General features: G+C 39.2%; 20 protein-coding genes. 17 read left to right on the top strand and 3 right to left on the bottom strand.

Annotation, left to right across the window (positions count from 1 at the left end):
• Positions 1–4: 4 nt before the first annotated feature.
• The 8 genes from HMPREF2731_RS07245 to HMPREF2731_RS07210 all read left to right on the top strand — a co-directional run bounded on the left by HMPREF2731_RS07245 (position 5) and on the right by HMPREF2731_RS07210 (position 10,867).
• Positions 5–682: a type 1 glutamine amidotransferase domain-containing protein gene (locus HMPREF2731_RS07245; RefSeq protein ID WP_002310684.1), complete on the top strand. Its 678-nt coding sequence runs from the start codon at positions 5–7 to the stop codon at positions 680–682.
• A 344-nt stretch (positions 683–1,026) separates the two neighbouring features.
• Positions 1,027–2,322, top strand: coding sequence for an NAD(P)/FAD-dependent oxidoreductase (locus HMPREF2731_RS07240; RefSeq protein ID WP_002310685.1), 1,296 nt, complete (start codon positions 1,027–1,029; stop codon positions 2,320–2,322).
• Positions 2,312–3,772: an AcpB/EbpR/MafR family transcriptional regulator gene (locus HMPREF2731_RS07235; protein WP_070872657.1), complete on the top strand. Its 1,461-nt coding sequence runs from the start codon at positions 2,312–2,314 to the stop codon at positions 3,770–3,772. The genes HMPREF2731_RS07240 and HMPREF2731_RS07235 overlap by 11 nt, the downstream gene beginning before the upstream one ends.
• Before the next feature lie 136 nt (positions 3,773–3,908).
• The gene (gene glpK / locus HMPREF2731_RS07230; protein ID WP_002314031.1) at positions 3,909–5,405 is read left to right on the top strand and encodes a glycerol kinase GlpK; all 1,497 of its coding nucleotides are present in this window, start codon (positions 3,909–3,911) and stop codon (positions 5,403–5,405) included.
• 13 nt (positions 5,406–5,418) lie between these two features.
• A complete protein-coding gene (gene glpO / locus HMPREF2731_RS07225; protein ID WP_002314032.1) occupies positions 5,419–7,242 on the top strand; it encodes a type 1 glycerol-3-phosphate oxidase in 1,824 nt (607 codons plus the stop codon).
• Positions 7,243–7,959 carry an MIP/aquaporin family protein gene (locus tag HMPREF2731_RS07220; protein ID WP_070872655.1) on the top strand — a complete coding sequence of 239 codons (717 nt, stop codon included), beginning with the start codon at positions 7,243–7,245 and terminating at the stop codon, positions 7,957–7,959.
• 305 nt (positions 7,960–8,264) lie between these two features.
• Complete coding sequence (locus HMPREF2731_RS07215) at positions 8,265–10,193, top strand: endonuclease MutS2 (RefSeq protein WP_070872653.1); 1,929 nt, start codon at positions 8,265–8,267, stop codon at positions 10,191–10,193.
• 119 nt (positions 10,194–10,312) lie between these two features.
• On the top strand, positions 10,313–10,867 hold the full coding sequence (locus HMPREF2731_RS07210) for a CDP-alcohol phosphatidyltransferase family protein (RefSeq protein ID WP_070872651.1): 555 nt from the start codon (positions 10,313–10,315) through the stop codon (positions 10,865–10,867).
• Positions 10,868–11,026: 159 nt separating this feature from the next.
• Here HMPREF2731_RS07210 and HMPREF2731_RS07205 read toward each other — a convergent pair whose 3' ends face one another.
• Together HMPREF2731_RS07205 and HMPREF2731_RS07200 are read right to left on the bottom strand one after the other, a co-directional pair.
• The gene (locus HMPREF2731_RS07205; protein WP_070872649.1) at positions 11,027–11,341 is read right to left on the bottom strand and encodes a DsrE family protein; all 315 of its coding nucleotides are present in this window, start codon (positions 11,339–11,341) and stop codon (positions 11,027–11,029) included.
• A 13-nt stretch (positions 11,342–11,354) separates the two neighbouring features.
• Entirely contained in the window at positions 11,355–11,615 is a 261-nt protein-coding gene (locus HMPREF2731_RS07200) for a metal-sensitive transcriptional regulator (RefSeq protein ID WP_002292566.1), read from the bottom strand.
• Positions 11,616–11,782: 167 nt separating this feature from the next.
• On the opposite strand from HMPREF2731_RS07200, the gene HMPREF2731_RS07195 reads away from it, so the two are divergent.
• The 6 genes from HMPREF2731_RS07195 (at position 11,783) to HMPREF2731_RS07170 (ending at position 18,921) form a co-directional block, all read left to right on the top strand.
• Positions 11,783–12,097 (top strand): rhodanese-like domain-containing protein, encoded by a 315-nt coding sequence (locus tag HMPREF2731_RS07195; RefSeq protein ID WP_002316644.1) that lies wholly within the window; start codon positions 11,783–11,785, stop codon positions 12,095–12,097.
• A 1-nt stretch (position 12,098) separates the two neighbouring features.
• Entirely contained in the window at positions 12,099–13,754 is a 1,656-nt protein-coding gene (locus HMPREF2731_RS07190; RefSeq protein ID WP_002310698.1) for an FAD-dependent oxidoreductase, read from the top strand.
• Positions 13,755–13,836: 82 nt separating this feature from the next.
• Positions 13,837–15,972: a HelD family protein gene (locus tag HMPREF2731_RS07185; RefSeq protein WP_070872647.1), complete on the top strand. Its 2,136-nt coding sequence runs from the start codon at positions 13,837–13,839 to the stop codon at positions 15,970–15,972.
• 174 nt (positions 15,973–16,146) lie between these two features.
• Positions 16,147–16,656, top strand: coding sequence for a hypothetical protein (locus HMPREF2731_RS07180; protein ID WP_002310700.1), 510 nt, complete (start codon positions 16,147–16,149; stop codon positions 16,654–16,656).
• On the top strand, positions 16,653–17,957 hold the full coding sequence (locus HMPREF2731_RS07175; RefSeq protein ID WP_002310701.1) for a glycosyltransferase family 2 protein: 1,305 nt from the start codon (positions 16,653–16,655) through the stop codon (positions 17,955–17,957). The genes HMPREF2731_RS07180 and HMPREF2731_RS07175 overlap by 4 nt, the downstream gene beginning before the upstream one ends.
• Positions 17,958–18,063: 106 nt before the next feature.
• Positions 18,064–18,921: an LPXTG cell wall anchor domain-containing protein gene (locus HMPREF2731_RS07170; RefSeq protein ID WP_070872645.1), complete on the top strand. Its 858-nt coding sequence runs from the start codon at positions 18,064–18,066 to the stop codon at positions 18,919–18,921.
• A gap of 110 nt (positions 18,922–19,031) precedes the next feature.
• Here the strand turns inward: HMPREF2731_RS07170 and HMPREF2731_RS07165 are convergent, their stop codons facing one another.
• On the bottom strand, positions 19,032–19,352 hold the full coding sequence (locus HMPREF2731_RS07165; RefSeq protein WP_070872643.1) for a putative heavy metal-binding protein: 321 nt from the start codon (positions 19,350–19,352) through the stop codon (positions 19,032–19,034).
• Positions 19,353–19,453: 101 nt separating this feature from the next.
• Between HMPREF2731_RS07165 and dhaM the strand changes: the two genes are divergently transcribed.
• From dhaM to dhaL, 3 genes are read left to right on the top strand one after another with little or no spacing between them, the layout of a single operon-like run.
• Positions 19,454–19,900 (top strand): dihydroxyacetone kinase phosphoryl donor subunit DhaM, encoded by a 447-nt coding sequence (gene dhaM / locus HMPREF2731_RS07160; protein ID WP_176747853.1) that lies wholly within the window; start codon positions 19,454–19,456, stop codon positions 19,898–19,900.
• Positions 19,875–20,885, top strand: a complete 1,011-nt coding sequence (gene dhaK, locus HMPREF2731_RS07155; protein ID WP_002316647.1) for a dihydroxyacetone kinase subunit DhaK — start codon at positions 19,875–19,877, stop codon at positions 20,883–20,885. The genes dhaM and dhaK overlap by 26 nt, the downstream gene beginning before the upstream one ends.
• A 28-nt stretch (positions 20,886–20,913) precedes the next feature.
• On the top strand, positions 20,914–21,519 hold the full coding sequence (dhaL, locus tag HMPREF2731_RS07150) for a dihydroxyacetone kinase subunit DhaL (protein WP_002314035.1): 606 nt from the start codon (positions 20,914–20,916) through the stop codon (positions 21,517–21,519).
• Positions 21,520–21,600 lie beyond the last annotated feature (81 nt).

Below are 21,600 nucleotides of genomic sequence, written 5' to 3'. Positions count from 1 at the left end.
AAAAATGAAAGTATTGATCGTATTAACAAATGTAGAAAAGTACGAAAAGATCGAGCGTCCTACAGGTTTGTGGTTAAGTGAACTAACTCATTTTTATGATGTATTAGTAAAAAATGGAATCGATGCAGATTTTGTCAGTCCTAAAGGTGGATATGTACCTTTAGAACCGCAAAGCGTTTTGAATATGGATGAAATCGATTGGGCCTATTATAAAGATGAAGATTTCAGAAATCGGGCCTTGGGAAATACCTTACGTCCTGATGATGTGGATGCAAAAGATTATGCAGCAGTTTATTATGCTGGTGGCCACGGAACAATGTGGGATTTTCCAGAAGCAACAGATCTTGGGAAAGTTGCTTCACAAATCTATCGAAATGAAGGACTGGTCTCAGCTGTTTGTCACGGTGTTGTCGGATTGTTGCCAGTTACAGATGAATCTGGAAAGTCTATTTTAGCTGGACGCACAGTGACTGGATTCAGTAATGAAGAAGAGGAAGCCAATGGTACAACGAATGAAGTACCATTCTTAGCAGAAGATGCTTTGAAAGAAAAAGGAGCTGACTATCAGTCAGGTCCAGCTTTTTCAGAAGTCGTTCAAATCGATGGACGTCTTCTTACAGGGCAAAACCCTCAATCTGCTCATCAATTGGGCGAAGTAGTGGTTGAAGCATTAAAGCATTAAAAATTGTCAACATAAAAATGATAGGTCTATTCTAACTATTACATTACACACGCTAAAACTCGTCTTTTCGTTCTTTTCTGTTTCCTATTTGGACAGAGGTACGCAAAAGGCGAGTTTTTTGCCTTTCTAAGAGTACATTTTTTGAAACATCTCTTCAGAAATGATACTCTTCAATTAGGTCAACTAATTTATTACTGAGAAGCAGACCTAGTCACACGGTAGGATGGAGAGAGTGTGTTCTGCTACGCTGCTATGGATCATAGGAATGAGTAAACATGGTTTAAGAACATTGTGATTTCAGCCCATGTTGGCAGTCGCACACTTAATAAGAAAGAGGAATGTAGATGAACATTGTAATTGTCGGCGGGTCGTTTGCAGGGATTCATGCGGCTATTTATCTTCGCCAATTGATACCAACAAGTGAAATATATTTGATTGAAAAGCAATCGAAGTTAGGGTGGATTCCCAGCGGATTCAATCTGATAGTAAAAGGAAAGGTCACCAGTGAAAAACAACTTTCTTGGATCACCAAAGAAGAGCTGATTGACCGCTATCGTATCCATGTTTACACAGAAAAGACGGTAATAGGATTGGAAGAAAAGAAAGTCATTTTAGCAGGCGGAGACAAACTGGATTTTGACCGTTTGATTTTGGCGACTGGTTCAAATCAAAATTTTCGAAATGTTACTGCAGAAGCAAGATTCATTCACTCAGTTAAAAAGATACAAAACATAGCTTCTCTTCAGCAAAAGATCATGGATGCAAAAAAAATTGCCATCATTGGAGCAGGTCAAGCAGGGATCGAAATAGCTGAAGGGTTAGCATCAGGAAAAACACAAATCCATCTTTATGAAAGTCGAAAGTCGATTCTTTTTCGTTACCTAGACCCTGAAATGACGGAACCGTTAGTAAAGGAAATGAAAAATCAAGGGATATCGCTTTTCTTAGAAGAGCAAGTCGTATCTTTATCCGAAAATGAAACCGCTGTAGTAGAGACGGAAAGAAGAAGGGAAAACTATGATCTTGTTTTGCTGGCTAACCATTCTCGCCCCGACAATCAGATGTGGGAAGAACAATTAACATTGAATGATGATGGAACGATCTGGGTAGATGACTATTTGCAAACGTCTCAAAAAGACGTCTATGCAATTGGCGATGCAATCCAAGTCACTTTTCGCCCAACAAATGAAAAAATGTACGTTTCTCTAGTAAACAACGCTGTCCGTACAGCGCGAAATGTCAGCAAGACAATTAGCGGCTCCGCGACAAAGGATCAGGGAACCTACCGACCAGTCGGCAATCAGTGGTTTGGCTATTTCTTAGGAAGCGTAGGTATGACAGAAGAAGAAAGCATTTTTTATCCCCAAAAAATTGAAACAGGGTACGCGGAATACAAGCTTGCAGCAATAAACCAAAGCAAAGTCAAAATCAAATTCCTATTTGATTCTGAAAAAAAGATTCTTGGAGCACAGCTCCAAAGCAGAAAAGAAATGTTCCATCTTCTTGACCAACTGACAATCGCAGTAGAAGAAGGCTGGACGTTCGAACAGTTAGAAGAACATGAGCTGTTTTTCCAGCCAGAATATCGTGTGCCTGATATGGTGTGGTCAAAGGTGGCGAATACTGCCTATGAAGATTGAAGCATTATTAGAAAGAAAAGAGCAATTACAGATCCTGATTTTGCGAAACCTTGTTCTGCAAGGGGGAACAGCCTCTATCAATGGATTGAGAGAGCATGTCCAACTGTCAAAAACTTCTTTTGATCAATATTTGGAAGATATTGAATTGATTGGCCGGATGATGGGAAAAAAAGTAGAAGTACAGCGAAACGAGTATCAGTCGCTGCTTGTGTTGGACGAAGATGTCAGTTTGGAAAAAATTCTTTTGTTTTTATTACAGGAAAGCTTGAAGTTTAAAATGCTTGTCTATTTATTAGAACACCAGCAAGTATCGATCGTTCGATTAGCGACAGCGTTTAATATCAGTGAGTCTTCTGTTTTTCGAAAAATCAAAGAATTGAACCAGCTCTTAGAGGAATTTGGATTACAAATCAAAAACGGTCAATTATACGGAGAAGAGCTACAGATCCGATATTTTTATTATGAATTATTCCAATATATCCCGGAAGACCAACGACCGTTTTTTTTGCAAAATACACCAGAAAAAAGACCATTCATTCTAGGATTGGGTCGCGTATTAGAAACGACGTTTACGGCATCAGCAGAAGCACAGATTGCTTGCTGGCTCGGGATCACGAAAAAAAGACTATTGAATGAAAAAAGTACGTACGCAACTTTGGAAGAAAAGAAATTACTCTATCAGTCGGATCGGCTTTATCAAGCAATCGATCCAATCATCGTGATGCATCTTAGTCGAACAGCAGCAGAACTGAATGTATACGAAACAATGATGTTTTACAGCTTTTTTGTTTCTTTTTCGATAGTAGACGAAGAAATATTTTATCAATATGATTTGACACGGAGCAAAAAGTTACCCACAGCTGTTTTGGATACTTATATTCGGGAAACGATGCTATGGCATTATCGTCCTCGTCGTTTGAAAATCAAAGAGGAAAAAGCAGTAGGCTACCAAATTTCACAAATCAACAATGAATGGTTTTTCTTTGTTGGAAAGATCGAAGTCTACGAGCGTGATCGGCTTTTGGAGCAGCAGCAAAAAATGCTTGGGCATTCCTTAACACAGTTATTGGAGAAACTGCAGGAAACAGCGATGCAGCAATTGCCAAGGAAAAGCGCCGAAGACAGTGCACTTAGTTATCTGATGATCCAGTATGCCAATGTTCTTTTGATGATCGATTTTTATATTGCGAAACCAGTAGTGATAGGGATCGATTTAGAAAGTTTGCCTATTTATCGTATTGCTTTCCAACAGTATCTGATCAGAGAACTGAGAGGAGTCAGCGGTATTGAGATTGAAAGTTATGAAGAAGGAAAAAACTATGATTTGGTCATAACGTTTTGTCAGAGAAACAAGCAACAGAGTGAATATTATCTATCAGAATTTGCGTCGCCTTATGACATTATCCGATTGAAAAGAAGAATAGAAATGTTGAAAAAAGAAAAGAATTAATCAAAAACTAGCATCATAATGAAAAACTGTCAAAAAAAAGAAAAAACGAATAAAATTTTGACAGTTTCTTTTTTTAAATGAGTAGTATGATAAAAGTAGTTAAAGAAAGCGTTTGCAGATAATGGAGGGAATCACAATGACAGAACCAACGTATATCATGGCGATTGACCAAGGTACAACTAGCTCACGAGCAATTATCTTTGACAAGAAAGGAAGACATATCGGCAGTTCTCAAAAAGAGTTCACGCAATATTTCCCGCAAGAAAGCTGGGTTGAACATGATGCAAATGAAATCTGGAATTCTGTACAGTCAGTTATTGCCGGAGCTTTCATCGAATCAGGGATCAAACCAAACCAGATTGCTGGGATTGGCATAACGAACCAGCGTGAAACAACAGTAATCTGGGAAAAAGATACAGGACGTCCAATCTATCATGCAGTTGTTTGGCAATCCAGACAATCAGCTGGAATTGCAGATAACTTAAAAAATGAAGGATATCAAGAATTTTTCCACGAAAAAACAGGACTAGTGATCGATGCCTATTTCTCAGCAACGAAGATTCGCTGGATTCTTGATCATGTAGAAGGTGCGCAAGAACGCGCTGAAAAAGGCGAGTTAATGTTTGGAACGATTGATTCGTGGTTAGTATGGAAACTGACCGATGGACAAGCACATGTTACTGATTACTCGAATGCCAGTCGGACGATGTTGTTCAATATCCATCAGCTAGATTGGGATCAGGAAATTTTGGATTTATTGAATATTCCTCGAGTGATGTTACCAAAAGTTACTTCTAACTCAGAAGTTTATGGTTATACGCAAGGTTATCATTTTTATGGAAGCGAAGCACCAATTTCAGGGATGGCAGGAGACCAGCAAGCTGCATTATTCGGACAAATGGCATTCGAACCAGGGATGGTCAAGAATACTTATGGTACAGGTTCATTTATTGTCATGAATACCGGTGAAAAACCGCAATTATCCAAAAATAATTTATTGACGACAATTGGTTACGGCATAAATGGAAAGGTGTACTATGCTTTAGAAGGAAGTATTTTTGTGGCTGGTTCTTCGATTCAATGGCTGAGAGATGGACTTCAAATGTTGCAAAAAGCTAGTGATTCGGAAGACGCGGCAAAACGCTCCACAAACGAAGATGAGGTCTATGTTGTTCCTGCATTTGTTGGACTGGGGGCTCCTTATTGGGATCAGTCAGCGCGAGGGGCTATGTTTGGTTTGACACGTGGAACGACAAAAGAGGATATCATTAAAGCTACTTTGCAGTCGATTGCCTATCAAGTGAGAGATATCATCGATACGATGCAAGATGACACTGGAATCAATATTCCTGTATTGAAAGTGGATGGCGGTGCAGCAAATAATGAATATCTGATGCAATTCCAAACAGATATCTTGAATGTACCGATCCAACGAGCAGAAAATTTGGAAACAACAGCACTAGGGGCAGCATTTTTAGCAGGATTAGCTGTCGGTTATTGGAAAGATACAGATGAGATCCGCGAATTTTATGAAGCTGGTAAGTTATTTGAAGTTCAAATGGAGGAAGAGCGCCGAGAAAAACTTTACAATGGCTGGAAAAAAGCAGTAAAAGCTACCCAAGCATTTGAATAAGGAGGAAATCCATATGTTTTCAAACAAGACAAGACAAGATAGCATTCAAAAAATGAAGCAAGAAGAATTGGATCTGTTGATCATCGGTGGCGGAATCACTGGTGCCGGTGTGGCAGTCCAAGCAGCAGCATCAGGAATCAAAACAGGATTGATCGAAATGCAAGATTTTGCAGAAGGGACGTCCTCTCGCTCGACCAAACTTGTGCATGGCGGTATTCGTTATCTGAAAACATTTGATGTGGAAGTAGTAGCTGACACAGTTGGTGAACGTGCAGTCGTACAAGGTATTGCCCCACACATCCCAAAACCAGATCCAATGCTTTTACCAATCTATGAAGATGAAGGAGCAACAACCTTCAATATGTTCTCCGTCAAAGTAGCAATGGACCTTTACGACAAACTGGCAAATGTGACAGGAACTAAATATGAGAACTATACCCTGACACCAGAAGAAGTATTGGAAAGAGAACCATTTTTGAAAAAAGAAGGACTAAAAGGTGCAGGTGTTTACCTTGATTTCCGCAACAATGATGCCCGTTTAGTGATCGATAATATCAAAAAAGCTGCAGAAGATGGGGCTTATCTAGTAAGTAAAATGAAAGCGGTTGGCTTCTTATATGAGGGCGATCAAATCGTTGGCGTCAAAGCTCGTGATCTGCTGACAGATGAAGTGATCGAGATCAAAGCAAAATTAGTGATCAATACGAGTGGTCCTTGGGTAGATAAAGTACGGAACTTGAATTTTACGCGTCCAGTCTCTCCTAAAATGCGTCCAACCAAAGGGATCCATTTAGTCGTAGATGCGAAAAAACTGCCTGTACCACAACCCACATACTTCGATACAGGAAAACAAGATGGGCGGATGGTCTTTGCTATCCCAAGAGAAAACAAGACTTACTTTGGCACAACAGATACGGATTACCAAGGAGACTTTACGGATCCGAAAGTCACACAAGAAGATGTGGATTATCTATTGGACGTAATCAACCATCGCTATCCAGAAGCAAATATCACATTGGCAGATATCGAAGCAAGCTGGGCAGGACTTCGTCCACTATTGATTGGTAATTCTGGTTCTGATTATAATGGTGGAGATAATGGATCGATTTCAGATAAGAGCTTCAATAAAGTAGTTGATACAGTGAGTGAATATAAGGAAAATAAAGTTTCACGTGCTGAAGTAGAAGATGTGTTGAACCATTTGGAAAACAGCCGTGATGAAAAAGCACCTTCTACGATTTCCAGAGGTAGTTCTTTAGAAAGAGAACCAGATGGATTGCTGACTTTATCAGGTGGGAAAATCACCGATTACCGTAAGATGGCAGAAGGAGCTTTACGATTGATTCGTCAGCTGTTAAAAGAAGAATACGGAATAGAGACGAAAGAAATCGACTCTAAAAAATATCAGATTTCAGGTGGAAATTTCGATCCAACGAAATTAGAAGAAACAGTGAAGGAATTAGCAAAAGAAGGAGTAGCAGCCGGTTTAGAGGAAGAAGATGCTACTTATATCGCTGATTTTTACGGGACTAATGCTCGACGTATCTTTGAATTAGCAAAAGAAATGGCACCTTATCCTGGTTTGAGTCTCGCTGAGTCAGCTCGGTTACGTTATGGCTTAGAAGAAGAAATGGTTTTGGCTCCAGGTGATTATCTCATTCGTCGGACGAATCATCTGTTGTTTGAACGAGATCAGCTGGATGAGATCAAGCAACCTGTGATCGATGCAATTGCTGGGTATTTTGGGTGGACAGAAGAAGAGAAAGCGCAACAGACTAAACGTTTAGAAGCATTGATCGCAGAATCAGATCTGCGGGAACTAAAGGGGGAGAAATAAATGAACAGTGATATGACTCAAATCATGGGGGAGTTTATTGGGACATTGATCCTAGTCTTGCTTGGAGATGGTGTGTGTGCAGCTGTGAATCTAAACAAAAGTAAAGCACAAGCTTCTGGATGGATTGTCATCGCATTTGGTTGGGGACTTGCTGTAACAATGGCTGTCTATATTTCTGGATTCATGGGCCCAGCTCATTTGAATCCTGCAGTCTCTCTAGCTATGGCGATGACAGGGGCAATTAGTTGGAATCTTGTCGTTCCTTTCATCATTGCGCAAGTTTTAGGAGCTTTTGCAGGGGCCATTCTTGTTTGGCTTTCTTATTTGCCACATTGGAATGCAACGAAAGATGAAAGTGCGATTTTAGGTACGTTTGCAACAGGTCCTGCTATACGGAATTATCCAGCAAATGTAATCACAGAATTAATTGGTACATTTGTATTAGTTCTTGGGTTGCTAGCTTTTGGACAAAACGAATTTGCACCTGGAACGAACGTATTCGCTGTAGGTGGATTGATCTTAGCTATCGGTCTTTCATTAGGAGGACCAACAGGATACGCAATCAACCCTGCTCGGGACTTTGGTCCTCGATTAGCACATGCGGTATTGCCAATAGCTAATAAAGGAACTTCAGATTGGGCATATTCATGGGTACCAATTGCAGGCCCAATGATTGGAGCAATTATCGCGGTAGGTATCTATTCGTTAATGGTGTAAGTCTATAAAACATACTAAGGTTTGACAATCAAAAGGCGTCTTGCTATAGTTAAGTGGAAAATAAATAAGACCTAGAAGAATGGGGAATGTTTTGTGAGTGTAGCTGGTATCTAATCAGTAAGTCGAATAGCCAATAAACAAGGTTTATTTGGTGTGCTTATGAAACGGTACCTGTCAGGAAAACAATATCTTTGTATTCTAATGAGGATAGGACATGACTTTTTTAAGCTGTGTTCTATCCTTTTATTTATCTCTAGGCCCTTATTTATTTTGGGACAGGTATCTCTTCAAGAAAAGGAGAGAGTATGAACAACGAAATGATTAGTCAATTACAATTTGATCGGATCAAAAAGGAAATCCAAGCAAGAGCAATCGGAAACTATAGCAAAAAACGAATCAGCAATATGACGGCCTCGACAAACCTACAAACCGTCTTAGATCGTCAAGAAGAAACAAGTGAAGCACGCTTGATCTTAGAAAGTAGTCAGCATGTTCCATTTATGGGATTGCCGAGGATCGATACACTGACAGAACAAGTCAAAAAAGGGTTGGTTCTGTCGCCCGCTGATTTGATCGAATATGCGGATTTTCTAAGAAGCAGTCGGATGATCACAAAGTTTTTTGATAAGAATCAATACCAGGCACCTTTGTTGTTTGCTTATAGCAAGCATCTTCCTGATTTGATAAATGTAGAAGAGTTGATTGACCAAAAAATAAAAAATAATAAAGTCAGTGACGATGCTTCACGTAATCTGCGTAAAGTACGCAAACAATTACAAATAATCGAAAAAGAAATCCAGTCAAAATTGCTGAAATTCTTACGTCATCCGAAAAACAAAGAAATGATCCAAGAAGCAATGATCGTTCAAAAAGGTGAATATTATACGATTCCTATCAAAGTCAGCTATAAAAATAAAGTAGATGGGACAATCATCGATGAATCGAACAAAGGAACGACGGTTTTTATTGAACCGACTGTGGTTTCTAAACTGAATGAACACTATCAATTGTTAAAAGCTGAAGAAATCAGTGAAGAATATCAAGTTCTGGCTGCATTGACTGGTGCTATTGCAGAAAATGAAGAAGCAATCGATTTATTGATCGAAACGATGACGGTATTAGATATCATTTTTGCTCGGGCAAAACTCAGTCGAGAAATCAATGGGATCACGCCTAAAATCAATAAATCAGAACATATCGTCATCAAACAAGGCAGACATCCATTTTTACCTGATCATGCGGTACCATTGGATATTGAAATCGGTAAAGACTATCGAGGCTTGATTATCACTGGAGCAAATGCCGGCGGTAAAACAGTCGTGTTGAAGACGGTCGGTTTATTGACTTTGATGGCGATGTTCGGCATGCAAGTTCCGGCAAAAGAAGGGACAGAGCTTGCTGTCTTTGATGAGGTTTTCGTCGATGTCGGTGACCACCAAAATTTAGAAAATGCGTTGAGCACATTTTCTGGTCATATGCAAAACATCGCTGCTATTTTGAAAAAGATAAAAAGGAATACATTGGTACTTCTGGATGAGATTGGCAGTGGAACAGAGCCAAATGAAGGGGCTGCATTAGCGATTGCAATCATGGAATCTATGTATGAGCAGGGGGCATTGATCATTGCCACGACCCATTATGGAGAAATTAAGAAATTTGCCAGGGATCATGAAGATTTTGTGCCGGCTGCTATGGCTTTCGATCGGGAAGCACTTCGTCCTAAATATCAATTGCGTGTTGGAGAAACAGGAGAAAGCCAAGCTTTATGGATTGCACATAAAATGGCTATGTCTATGAAATTGATCCAGCAAGCAGAGCGTTACCTGGAGGAAAAAGCCTACCGGACACAGAAAAAAGAATTTCCTCCTAAGACAGCAGTTATAACTAGGAAGGACAATAAAAAAGAACGCCAGCTCTTTGCAAAAGGCGATCGAATATTTGTGAATGAATACCAAAAAGAAGCATTAGTTTATGAGGATATAGGTGAAGATACGATTGCCGTATATTTAGAAAAAGAAATGATCCGTGTGCCTCGTCAGCGTGTTCGTCTGGTGCGTTCAGCAGAAAATCTGTACCCGACAGGTTACGATTTAGACAGTCTGTTTATCGATTTTAAAACACGGAAACAGCAGCGTGACCTAGAGCGAGGATCAAAAAAAGCCCATAAAGCGTTAGTAAAAGAAATGCGTAAACGACAGGAAGAAAGAAGAGCAAAAGATGAAAAAAGCAAGTGATTATTTCAGACCAACTCATATGATCAGTGATTGCAAAAAAATAACAGCAGTAAAATCATTGGTTTTATTCTCTATGTAAGCTAAAATAAAAAAGAGTGCTGAGGAGGTGGGTCGGTCAAATGAAAATAAGCACAAACTGGCGTAAAGAAATCCAAACGATTCCGAATCTTTTATCGATATTCCGTATTCTCTTGCTGCCGATTTATCTTTATTTTGTGCTGAGACAGTCGTTTTATGTAGCAGGCACGATAATTGTTGTCTCAGGATTGTCTGATTATTTAGATGGGGTCATTGCTCGGAGATATAATCAGGTAACAGACTTAGGGAAGGTACTTGATCCGTTTGCAGATAAATTGACACAACTTTTCCTGATTTTGTCTATGGCATGGTATCGACCGTGGCTTTGGCTATTGTTTGGTCTATTCTTGATAAAAGAAGGCTTTATGTTTGTAGCTGGATTAATCGGGCTATCTAAAAATATCAAATTAAGTGGTGCGAAGTGGTATGGCAAAGTAGCGACTGCTGTCATCTATGTTGGCATGATCCTTTTGTTGCTTTTCCCAGAATTACCAACGCTGTGGGTGAGAGTCATTTTTGCCGTCATCACTTACGGTCTTTTACAATCTTTTATCTTGTATGCTGTCAAGTACCGAAAGATGTTTCAAAGAAAATAAAGAAGGGGTGTGACCTATGTCGCACTCCTTTTTTTGATAAATAGACTTCCAATAGCTACTTCTCGATAATAAGCCAACCAAACCAAAAACATGAAAAGTTGTTTTTAATATTATTTCTTGTAACTCGGAGTTAAATGGTAGGATCACAACCTCTACTGACTAGGGCTTGATATAAGCATAACCTTGGGATTGCAGTTCAACTAAATCAAGTACACCTGCTGGTACAACGATTACTTGTTCAGGTAAAGAACTTTCTGAAACAAGATTAGCACGCATAGCATTCGCACAAGCGTGAAAAACGACTTCTTTCAAATTTAAGAATTCTGCATTGGCAGAGTCTAGATAACCGGTAATCGCGATGCCGTTGACGGAAACGACGATCGTCGTTTCAGGAGAAGCTTTTATCAGGTTTTTTACGTTTTTCCCTGTTTCTGACCATTTTTCTAATTCATCAATATGGAAAACGACTTTCATTGAAATCATTCCTTTACTTTTTAATAATCATCTTGATTGCTTGCTCTAATTTAGCTGCTTGTTCTTCTGGATTACTATCAGGATTTTCAAAGCAATTTTTCAGATTATCTGCAACGATCATTCCCATTACGCGATCAATGCTAGAACGAACAGCGCTTAATTGAGTGATGACATCCATACATTCTTTTTCATCTTCGATCATTTTTTGGATACCACGAATTTGTCCCTCTGTACGTTTCAAACGGTTCAGGATATTTTTATTCTCAATCTCCATAGCACATTCTCCTCCATTTTTATAACTCGATAATACCCCTAATCGGTATTTTATGCAAATATAAAAAGCAGTAAAAAAATGAAGAGTCATTCTGGTTGACAGAATAAGAAAGCTCTTGTTTAATATACCCCATAAGGTATTTATAAAATATAAATGAGGTGCAGAAAATGAGTTTGTTATTTCAACCCATAAAATCGATAACAGTCCCAGAATTAAAGGAAAAGCTTTTAGAAAAGCCAGTATTACTTGATGTTAGAACACCTGTAGAATACCGGGGTGGGCATATAAAAGGAGCTAAAAATATTCCATTACAAGGCATAAACAGATATGATGGAGACAAAGAAAAGACCGTTTATGTGATTTGTCAATCAGGGATGAGGAGTAAACAAGCAGCAAAAGAATTAAAGAAATCTGGTTATGATGTGGTGAATGTACGTGGCGGTATGAATCAATGGTTTGATCGAACAGTAGGAGGGAAATAAGATGAAAATCGTTATTGTCGGAGGTGTAGCGGGTGGGATGTCTGCTGCTACACGGCTTCGCCGTTTAATGGAAGATGCAGAAATCATTGTTTTTGAAAAAGGACCGTATGTTTCTTTTGCAAATTGCGGCTTGCCTTATTATCTTTCGGGTGAAATCAGTGACCGGGAAAATCTTCTGGTCCAAACGCCAGAATCATTAGCTGCTCGTTTTTGTTTAGATGTGCGTCCAAACCATGAAGTGACAGCTATCTTTCCTGAAAACAAAACAGTAGAAGTCGTACATGGAGGTCAAAAACACCTGGAACAGTACGATGTATTGGTTTTATCTCCTGGCGCAAAACCAGTTGTTCCGTCAATTCCAGGGATAACAGAAGCCGACAATGTTTTTTCTATTAGAAATGTACCAGACATCGATAAAGTGATGCATGCGTTAGAAAAACAGCCAAACCGTGCCGTGATCGTTGGTGCAGGATTCATCGGATTGGAAATGGCAGAAAACCTAAAAAAAAGAGGTTTAGAAGTCATGGTGATCGAACAAGCGCCGCATATTCTTCCGACACTGGATGAAGAAATGGCAGCTTTTATAGAAAAAGAATTGTCTCATCAAGGAGTAGAAGTGATTACTTCTCATGCTGTCGCTAGATTTGAAGACCACGGGAAACGATTGCGACTGGATGACGGGCGTACCATCCCTGCTGATTTAGTTATTTTATCCATTGGTGTTCGTCCTGATAACCAGTTAGCAGTGACCGCTGGAATCGAATTAGGTATACGCGGGGGTATCCTAGTAGACGAACGATATCAAACGAATATTCCTGATATTTATGCGGTGGGGGATGCTATCGTTGTAAAACAGCTAATCACTGGAAAAGATGCACTTATTTCTCTTGCTTCACCAGCCAATCGTCAAGGTAGACAAGTTGCAGACACGATTTCCGGAATTTCTCGAAGAAATCAAGGCAGTATTGGAACAGCAATTATACGAACATTTGGAATGACCGCCGCATCCACCGGATTAAGTGAAAGAACAGCCAAAGAAAACGAGCTGTCTTTTGAAGTCGTTCATGTGTCAGGAAAAGATCATGCAAGCTATTATCCAGAAGCAACAGATATTTTACTGAAGTTGATCTTCCATCCAGAGACTGGCGAGATTTATGGTGCACAAGGTGTTGGGGCAAAAGGTGTGGATAAACGGATCGATATTTTAGCAACAGCAATCAAAGGGCATTTGACGATCTTCGATTTGCCGGAGTTAGAATTGACGTATGCACCGCCATTTGGCTCAGCCAAAGATCCAGTAAACATGCTAGGATATGCAGCAATGAACATTGCAGAAGGGCTTAGTGAAACCGTACAATGGCATGAATTGCCAACAGAATTAGCCAAAGGAAAAATTTTATTAGATGTGCGAACAGCAGAAGAATTGGAAAAAGGCAAATTCAAGGAAGCCAAACATATCCCTTTGAATGAACTTCGGGACCGATTAAATGAATTAGACAGTCAACAAGAATATATCGTCAGCTGTCATAGCGGCTTACGTAGCTATCTAGCAGAAAGAATCTTGAAGCAGTCTGGCTACCACGTAAAAAACCTTGATGGAGCATTTTCTTTATATCAAACTGTCCGACCTGAAGAACTGATATATCCTAACAAATGATACTCGTTAAAAAGCTTGCATTCGACTCTTAAAAGAGGTAAACTAATCGGTTCCACCACTTTAAAAAAAGAGGAGAATGTGTATGGTCAACACACAAAAGCAGTTAGAAGAAGCATATCTGAAGAATGTGTATCAAAAGCTAATCGATAAAAGAAACGAACTGCGTGAATCGATGGATACGGCAAAAATAGAAGGAAACCAGTCGCTGAAAGAAATGGCTGGCGAGCTTCGATTGAATTTTGACAGTTACTTAGATAACCTGGATACTTTTTCGATGATTGAAATGAAAAATAGAGAAATCGATCAGATGAATATCAAACAGAAAAACGCAGAAAATCAGCTGGCAAAGATCGAACGTTTATTGAAAAGTCCCTATTTTGGAAAAGTCATTGTAGACTTTCTGGATAATGAGCCAAAAGAATCCTTTTATATCGGTACAGCAAATTTCACAGATGATGTAGATGAAAATCTTGTTTATGATTGGCGTTCACCAATTGCCGAACTTTTTTACAATAACGTGATTGGTCCGTCTTCTTATACGGTTCGTCAAAATAAAATCGATACGGTTATCAAAGAAAGACGACAATTTATTTTGGAAAGAGATCGTTTGGTCAAGTTTTTTGATATGTCTGTAGCTATCCAAGACGATGTGTTATTAGAAGTGTTAGGTCAAGATGAAACCAATGAAATGAAGGCTATCACTGCTACGATCCAATCGGAACAAAACACAATCATTCGGGATGTGAAAAGTCAAAATATCTTGGTAAATGGCGTAGCAGGAAGTGGTAAAACCTCTGCTATCATGCAGCGTATTGCGTATCTGCTCTATTTATATCGAGATACGATGACATCTGATGACTTGCTGATTCTATCGCCTAATCATCGGTTCATCGACTATATCTCGAATGTCCTACCATCATTAGGCGAAAGAAATCCACTGAATCTAACCATCTTGCAGCTGGTTTCACAGCTTTCAGCAGAGGAAATAGAAGGTGAAGAAGCTTATTTCAAACGTATCACGAAAGAAAATGTATCAGAGCAAGCAGAACATTTGCGTAGTAAAGAGTATATCGATGATCTAAAACGATCAGATCCTTTGTTTCTAGATCATCCTGATTTTATCCGTGGACTTACTAAAAATGGAAAAACAGTTCTTTCTAAAAAAACGATCGAAAAAATATATGAGAAAGTTCCTGCTCATCCTAAATTGATCGATAGGTTTCAAGCAACGAAAAAGGCACTGATGAGCGAATGGAAGAACCATCTTTTGAAACAAGCAAAAAGTCCTGCAGTGCAGAATCAGGTACTCTCGTTGACAGAAGATAGGCAGTTGAAATTATTCGGTGAATTGATTTCTGATGATCCGGAACAAAGTATCGCAACTTATGCAAGGAAACTTTTACAAAAAAACTATCGAAAAATAACCAGACAAATCGAAGAAATGGCGTGGGTGGATGAGCATCGATTGTTTGAAAGAATTTATGAAAAACGATATGGCTCAGCTTATGTTTGGCAACACACACGTACTGTTGATGAAGCAGTCATTTTATTAGCTATTCATCATTTGCTTGTTGAAAAGGTAAATGTACCAGTGTTTCGCTATTTATTGATTGATGAAGTACAAGATTATACCCTGGCACAATTAGGTCTATTGATTGAATTATTTCCAAAAACTCACTTTACTTTAGTAGGTGACGAGAATCAAGCAATCTTTAATTCTTCCACTACTTTTGCTGATATTATGCGTTGTTTCGATGACTTCCATCTGCCGATCCATCGATATGATCTTAGAAATAGTTACCGTTCTAGCGGAGCAATCACAGAGCTTTTCAAAACCTATGCTGTGGATCAAGAGAAGATCGACATCGTATCGATCCGACCGCAAGGAAAAGAACCCGAATACCGCTCTTTTCAATCCTCTGAAGAATTGTTGGAAATACTAGCTGAGATTTTGGCTTCTCTAAAAGGAGAAAAAGCGGCAATTATCACCCAAACAGAAGAGAAGACCCAAACGCTACAAGAATCGATTAAAAAAAGTTCATATGGATTAGAAAACTGCCAGATCATTCCTTTGAGTCTAGCAAAAGGACTAGAATTTGATCATGTAATCTTGTATCCATTTGAAAACAATAGAGATGAGCAAAGAAGACGCAGACAAATGTACACGGCGATATCTAGAGGAATGAAAAGCATTGTCGTATTGGAAAGAGAAACATAATTAAGAGATAAAAAAATAAAAAGAACAACTGATAAAAAGAACAAAATATTTTTCATTTGCCGATGAGAAATGTTTTGTTCTTTTTCTTAGGAAAAATTTAGGAACACTTTATGTGAAAAGAAATGAAAAGTATGGTAAACTCCTACGTCGTAACAAAAAATGTGAGGTGAGGATATGAAAAAAGTAACAAGAGAAGAAGTTGCATCGATTTTGGTGAAAGATAAGTATTTTTCGAAAGGTAATTATTGGTTGAAAATTTGGCAAACGCTAGTGGCTCTTTTCGGTTGGATGATCGTTGTTCTTCCTTTTATATGGGTGTTTTTTCCATTGACGAGACCAGAAAGAGCCAAAGATTTTTACTTGTACGCTTTTTTATTGGAAAAGAAAATGCTGTATTTCTTCATCGGCTTTTTTGCATTGATCTTTTTCAGCTTCCTGATTATCTCATTTGTGTTGACTAGATGGAACAATCGAAATTTGTATAGAAAAGTAAATAAGTCTTTTGAATATGAAGATGAAGAATTGAAAAAAAGACAAGAATTACTTGAAGAAATGTATACGGAACGTTTTGGAACAAAGGAAGAGAGAGAAACGGTCCGTTTTTATTCTGTCTCCGAAGAGAAAAATCTAGATACGACACTCATTGCAGATTTGTATAAAGAAAATGGGATGGAACTGAAATGACCTCAATCACTCATACAGGTAATCAATTCCTAGATACTTGTTTGTCTATCATGTATTTTTTTCTCGTTTCTTACCCGATTTTAGGCGGATTTGCATGGTTTATTGGTGTCTGGTGTTATGTTTTTTTATACAAACATAAACAAAAAGAATGGGTAGATGTTCCATCAGGTGTCGAACCGTTCATTACGATCATGGTACCAGCCCATAATGAAGAGATTGTGATCGAAGATACGATCGAGTATTTGATGACGAAATTGAATTATCACAACTATGAAGTATTAGTGACAGATGATGGTTCAACGGACCAAACACCAGAAATATTAGCCAGACTGATGAAAAAATACGCTAATCTTCGTGTGGTTCGGATCGAAAAAAATAAAGGAAAAGCCCATGCGTTTAATATCGGACTTGCCTTTGCAAAAGGGAAATTGATTTTAAGCAATGATGCAGATACGGTACCGGAGCCAGATGCACTGAACAGGTATGTGAATTATTTTATTCGCCCTGGTGCAAGACATATTGCTGCGGTCACTGCAAATATGGATGTCCAAAATCGTACAAAGTTGATTGCAAAATCGCAAACGGTTGAATTCTCAAGTATCGTTGGTATTATCAAACGAACACAGTCAGCTGTTTTCGGTGGCCTTTATGCGTACAGTGGGGCAAATACGATGTATCGAAAAGAAGCCTTGATCGATGTGGGCGGATTCAGACAAGATCGAGCGACAGAAGACATCAGTATTGCTTGGGATCATCAGTTGAATGATTGGGTATCTGTTTTTGCTCCTGGGATCATCTTTTTCATGGAAGTACCTGTGACGTTGAAGATGCTATATCGACAAAGAAAACGTTGGGCAAAAGGTGGAACAGAAGTCTGGCTGACGAATTTCAAAAAAGCGATGCTCCATCCTTTTGAACATATCGGAAGAACGATCATCTTCATTGATCAAACATTGAGTATTGTCTGGTCAATATTCTTTTGTATTTCCGTGATTCTTTTTATTGGATTGATTGGGCATTATGTGTACCAAGGAAACTATGAACAGATCTATGTCACTTTTACATTCAGTTTTGTGTTCATCTGCTTTGAAATGGTCGCAGGATTTTTCCAGTTGTTAGCTTCGCTGATTGTAGATGATCGACGAAGAAAATTGAAATACCTTCTTTTCGCACCCCTATATATGCTTTTGTTCTGGATAGTGAACGCGATAACGATCGTGACGACTTTCATTCCAGCGGTCAAAACGATTTTAGGTTATGGAAGCGGGACATGGAAAAGTCCGGAACGTACAAAAAAATAAAAGATGCACCGTTTTTTAGACAAACAGCCTATTGTGTTTATGGTTCTTCCAGACATTTTTGCTTATAATAAGAAATTAGTTAAAAAGTAGTAAGGATGGGAAAGTGATGAAAAAAAGAATGAAGCCGTTGATCTGGCCGATTGCTGTTTTCGGTATTTTCTTCTTCGGACAAACAGCTTTTGCAGAAACTTCTGAACCTGCTCAAACAGAGCCTTCAACAACTATAAGCTCTTCTGATGGTGAAAAAGGAACCTCAGAAACAGAAATGACTTCCAATGTACCGACAGATAACTCAGGAGAAACGATTTCGTCTTCAGAAGATACATCAACGAATAGTTCTACCTCTTCTGACCAAATCGATCATTTGCAAGACTTGGAAAATAAAAGAAAAGAACTCGAAGAAGCATTAGAAGCTGCAAAAAAAAAATTGAAAGAAGACCAAGCAGCAATCGATCAAGATTTAGCTGATCTTAAAAATAAAGCGGGAAATGACCGTGCACAACTTGAGAAAAAGCTTGCTGAAGCGAAAGCAAAAGCGGAAGCTGTCCAAACAGATCTTGACGGGAAGATCCAACAAGCAAAAGAATTCAATCAACAATTAGATCAGGTTGCTCAAACAGCTTCTGGAAAGCTAAGTCAAACTCAAGCGGATATCACAGCGGCCAGTCAAGCGATCCATGGAAAGATCAGCGAAGCGCAAACAGTTGCTAATGATTTTGAAGCAAAAAAAGCAGACTTAGCAGCTAGTTTCCAACGAATAAAAGATATTTTGCATTCGGCAGGAGAAAAATCAGTGGCCTCTGGAACCACGACAGAAACAGTTCATCAAACGACAGAGCCATCCGAATCAACAAGTCAGACTTTACCAAAAACAAATGAAAAAACAGCTTCTGTCAATTATTCCTTCGTAGGCACAGGTGTGCTAGTTGCAGCAGTTTACGGAATCATTCGCAAAAAGAAATAAAAAAGAGAGAATGGGAAGGTAGTGAACCTCGAAGTTAGACTGAAAAATCTAACTCTTGGGTCCCACTACATGTCCCATCTCTTTTTATTTATTAAGACAGCTATTCCTACTTATCTTGTGGAGACAGCTGTTCCACTACATGTGACCATCAGCATACCATTGTCGCTACCTAATACTTCGTAGTCCATTTTTACGCCAACGATTGCATCAGCTCCTAATGCTTTTGCACGTTCGGCCATTTCCGCAAGTGCTTCTTCTCTTGCGCCCATTAGTTCATTTTCATAACTTTTTGAACGACCGCCAAAGACGTTTCGCAAACCAGCCCCAAAATCTTTCAATACATTGATCCCAGTAATAACTTCACCAAAAACGATTCCTTTATAAGCTACTACGGTTTTTCCTTCCACACTATTCGTGGTTGTTGTAATCATTCAATCACTCCTCTCTTTAACGAAAGTATAACAAAGTTCAAGATGCGCAACACATATTTTCCCAAAATTAGGAATTTATTATATACTTGAATTGTTCATTAATGAAAGCGAAACCAATCGTTAGCAACTATGTAAAAGAAAGGAAGATTCTTGTGAAAAAGAGTATTTTGCTTATTTCTCATAGTCAAAAAGTAACAGATGGTATTAAAGAAATGATTGAGCAGATGCAAAAATCCCAAGAGGTGCAGATCTTTTCTCTCGGCGGAATAAATGGCGAGATCGGATCAGACCCGATGAAAATCGTAGAAGCTGTCAATGAATCAAGTGATGCAGCTAGTTATTTTGTTTTTGCGGATATCGGCAGCGCGCTATTGAATTCGGAACTGGCAAAAGACATGTTGGAAGAAGAACAGCAGCAACGTTATCATCTGGTGGATGCGCCTTTAGTGGAAGGAGCTTTTGCAGCAGCCATCACTGCCGGTATAACGGATGATACTCAGCAAATCTTAACAGAAGCACAAAATGCCGGAAAGAAAGGATGGGAATAAATTGAAAAAAATCATGAATGATCCAAGCAATATTGTCGAAGAAATGCTGGAAGGATTAGTAAAAAGCTATCCAGAACTTGTTCATCGTGTAGAATCTTCCCGTGTTGTAGCCAAGAATCAGAAATCGGAACAAGTTGGTTTGGTTTCTGGTGGAGGAAGCGGACATGAACCATCCCATGCCGGGTTTGTAGGGGAAGGAATGTTAAGTGCAGCGGTGCTCGGTGATGTATTTACTTCTCCAACTCCAGATCAGATTCAAACGGCTATCAAGGAAGCGGATAGTGGCAAAGGAGTTTTACTAATCGTTAAGAATTATACAGGGGATGCATTGAACTTCGATATGGCAAAGGAACTAGCTGCTATGGACGATATTGAAGTAGAAAGTGTAATCGTAGATGATGATATCGCCGTTGAAAATAGTACGTATACTGCTGGAAAACGCGGAGTCGCAGGTACTGTCCTTGTACACAAAATCGTGGGCGATGCAGCAAGAAACGGTGCTTCCCTAGCAGAGTTGAAAGAATTGGGAGAAAAGGTCGTACAGGCAACTAAAACAATCGGTGTAGCGCTTCGAGCAGCAACTGTACCAGAAGTAGGGAAACCAGGATTCGAACTAGGAGAAGATGAAATCGAGTACGGTGTTGGTATCCACGGTGAGCCAGGCTATCGTCGAGAAAAGATGCAGCCTTCTAAAGTACTGGCAAAGGAACTTGTTACTAAGATTTTAGATGATTACTCGAATTTGCCAAAAGAAGCAGGTGTATTCGTCAACGGAATGGGCGGGACGCCTTTGATGGAACAGTTCGTATTCATGAATGATGTTTTAGCTCTGCTGGAAGAAAGAGGCGTCAATGTAGTTTTCCGAAAAGTCGGTAATTTTATGACCTCACTAGATATGCAAGGCCTTTCTCTTACGCTGATCGACTTGACGGAGACACAATGGAAAGATTCTTTAGAAAGCAATGTACAGACGATTTCATGGTAAGACAATCTCAAGATAAAAGGGTGATAATATGAAACTAACCGTTCAAGAAATCCAAGAATGGCTCTCACAATTTGCAGAGGCAATCAATCAGAACAAACAATATCTCAGTGATCTAGATACCCCGATTGGCGATGGAGACCACGGAAATAATATGGGAAGAGGGGTTTCAGCTTATGAAGAAGCTTTTCAAACCGATCATCCTGGAACAATTAGTGATACATTCAAAGTATTCTCTATGGCGATGATATCGAAAGTCGGTGGGGCTTCTGGTCCGTTATACGGATCTGCATTCATGAACATGATGAAAGCGACAAAAGGGGTCGATTCTATTGATTCTCAAGAAAAATTAGGAGAAGTGATCGAGCAGGGAACAGCGGGTATTCAAAGCCGAGGAAAGGCAGAAGCTGACGATAAAACGATGTTAGATGTTTGGCTACCAGTTACAGAGGCGTTGAAAGCAGGGAATCTAACAAAAGAAATTATTGACCAGGCAAAAGAACACACCAAAGACTTGGTAGCTAAAAAAGGACGAGCTTCCTATCTAGGAGAGCGTGCAATCGGACATATCGACCCGGGAGCTGCTTCCAGTGCCATTTTATTTACGTCACTACTCAATGTGATCAAAACTTCATGACCATTCCTGTAAATGGAAACAGAGGCTGAACTCGAAAAGCAATCAGTTGCTTTTTCGATTCAGCTTTTTTACAGTTGTTTC

It is taken from the genome of Enterococcus sp. HMSC072F02 (assembly GCF_001837725.1).
Taxonomy (GTDB): domain Bacteria; phylum Bacillota; class Bacilli; order Lactobacillales; family Enterococcaceae; genus Enterococcus_B; species Enterococcus_B lactis.
Note: the sequence above shows the minus strand (reverse complement) of the source record. Positions and strands in the feature narration are given on the sequence as shown.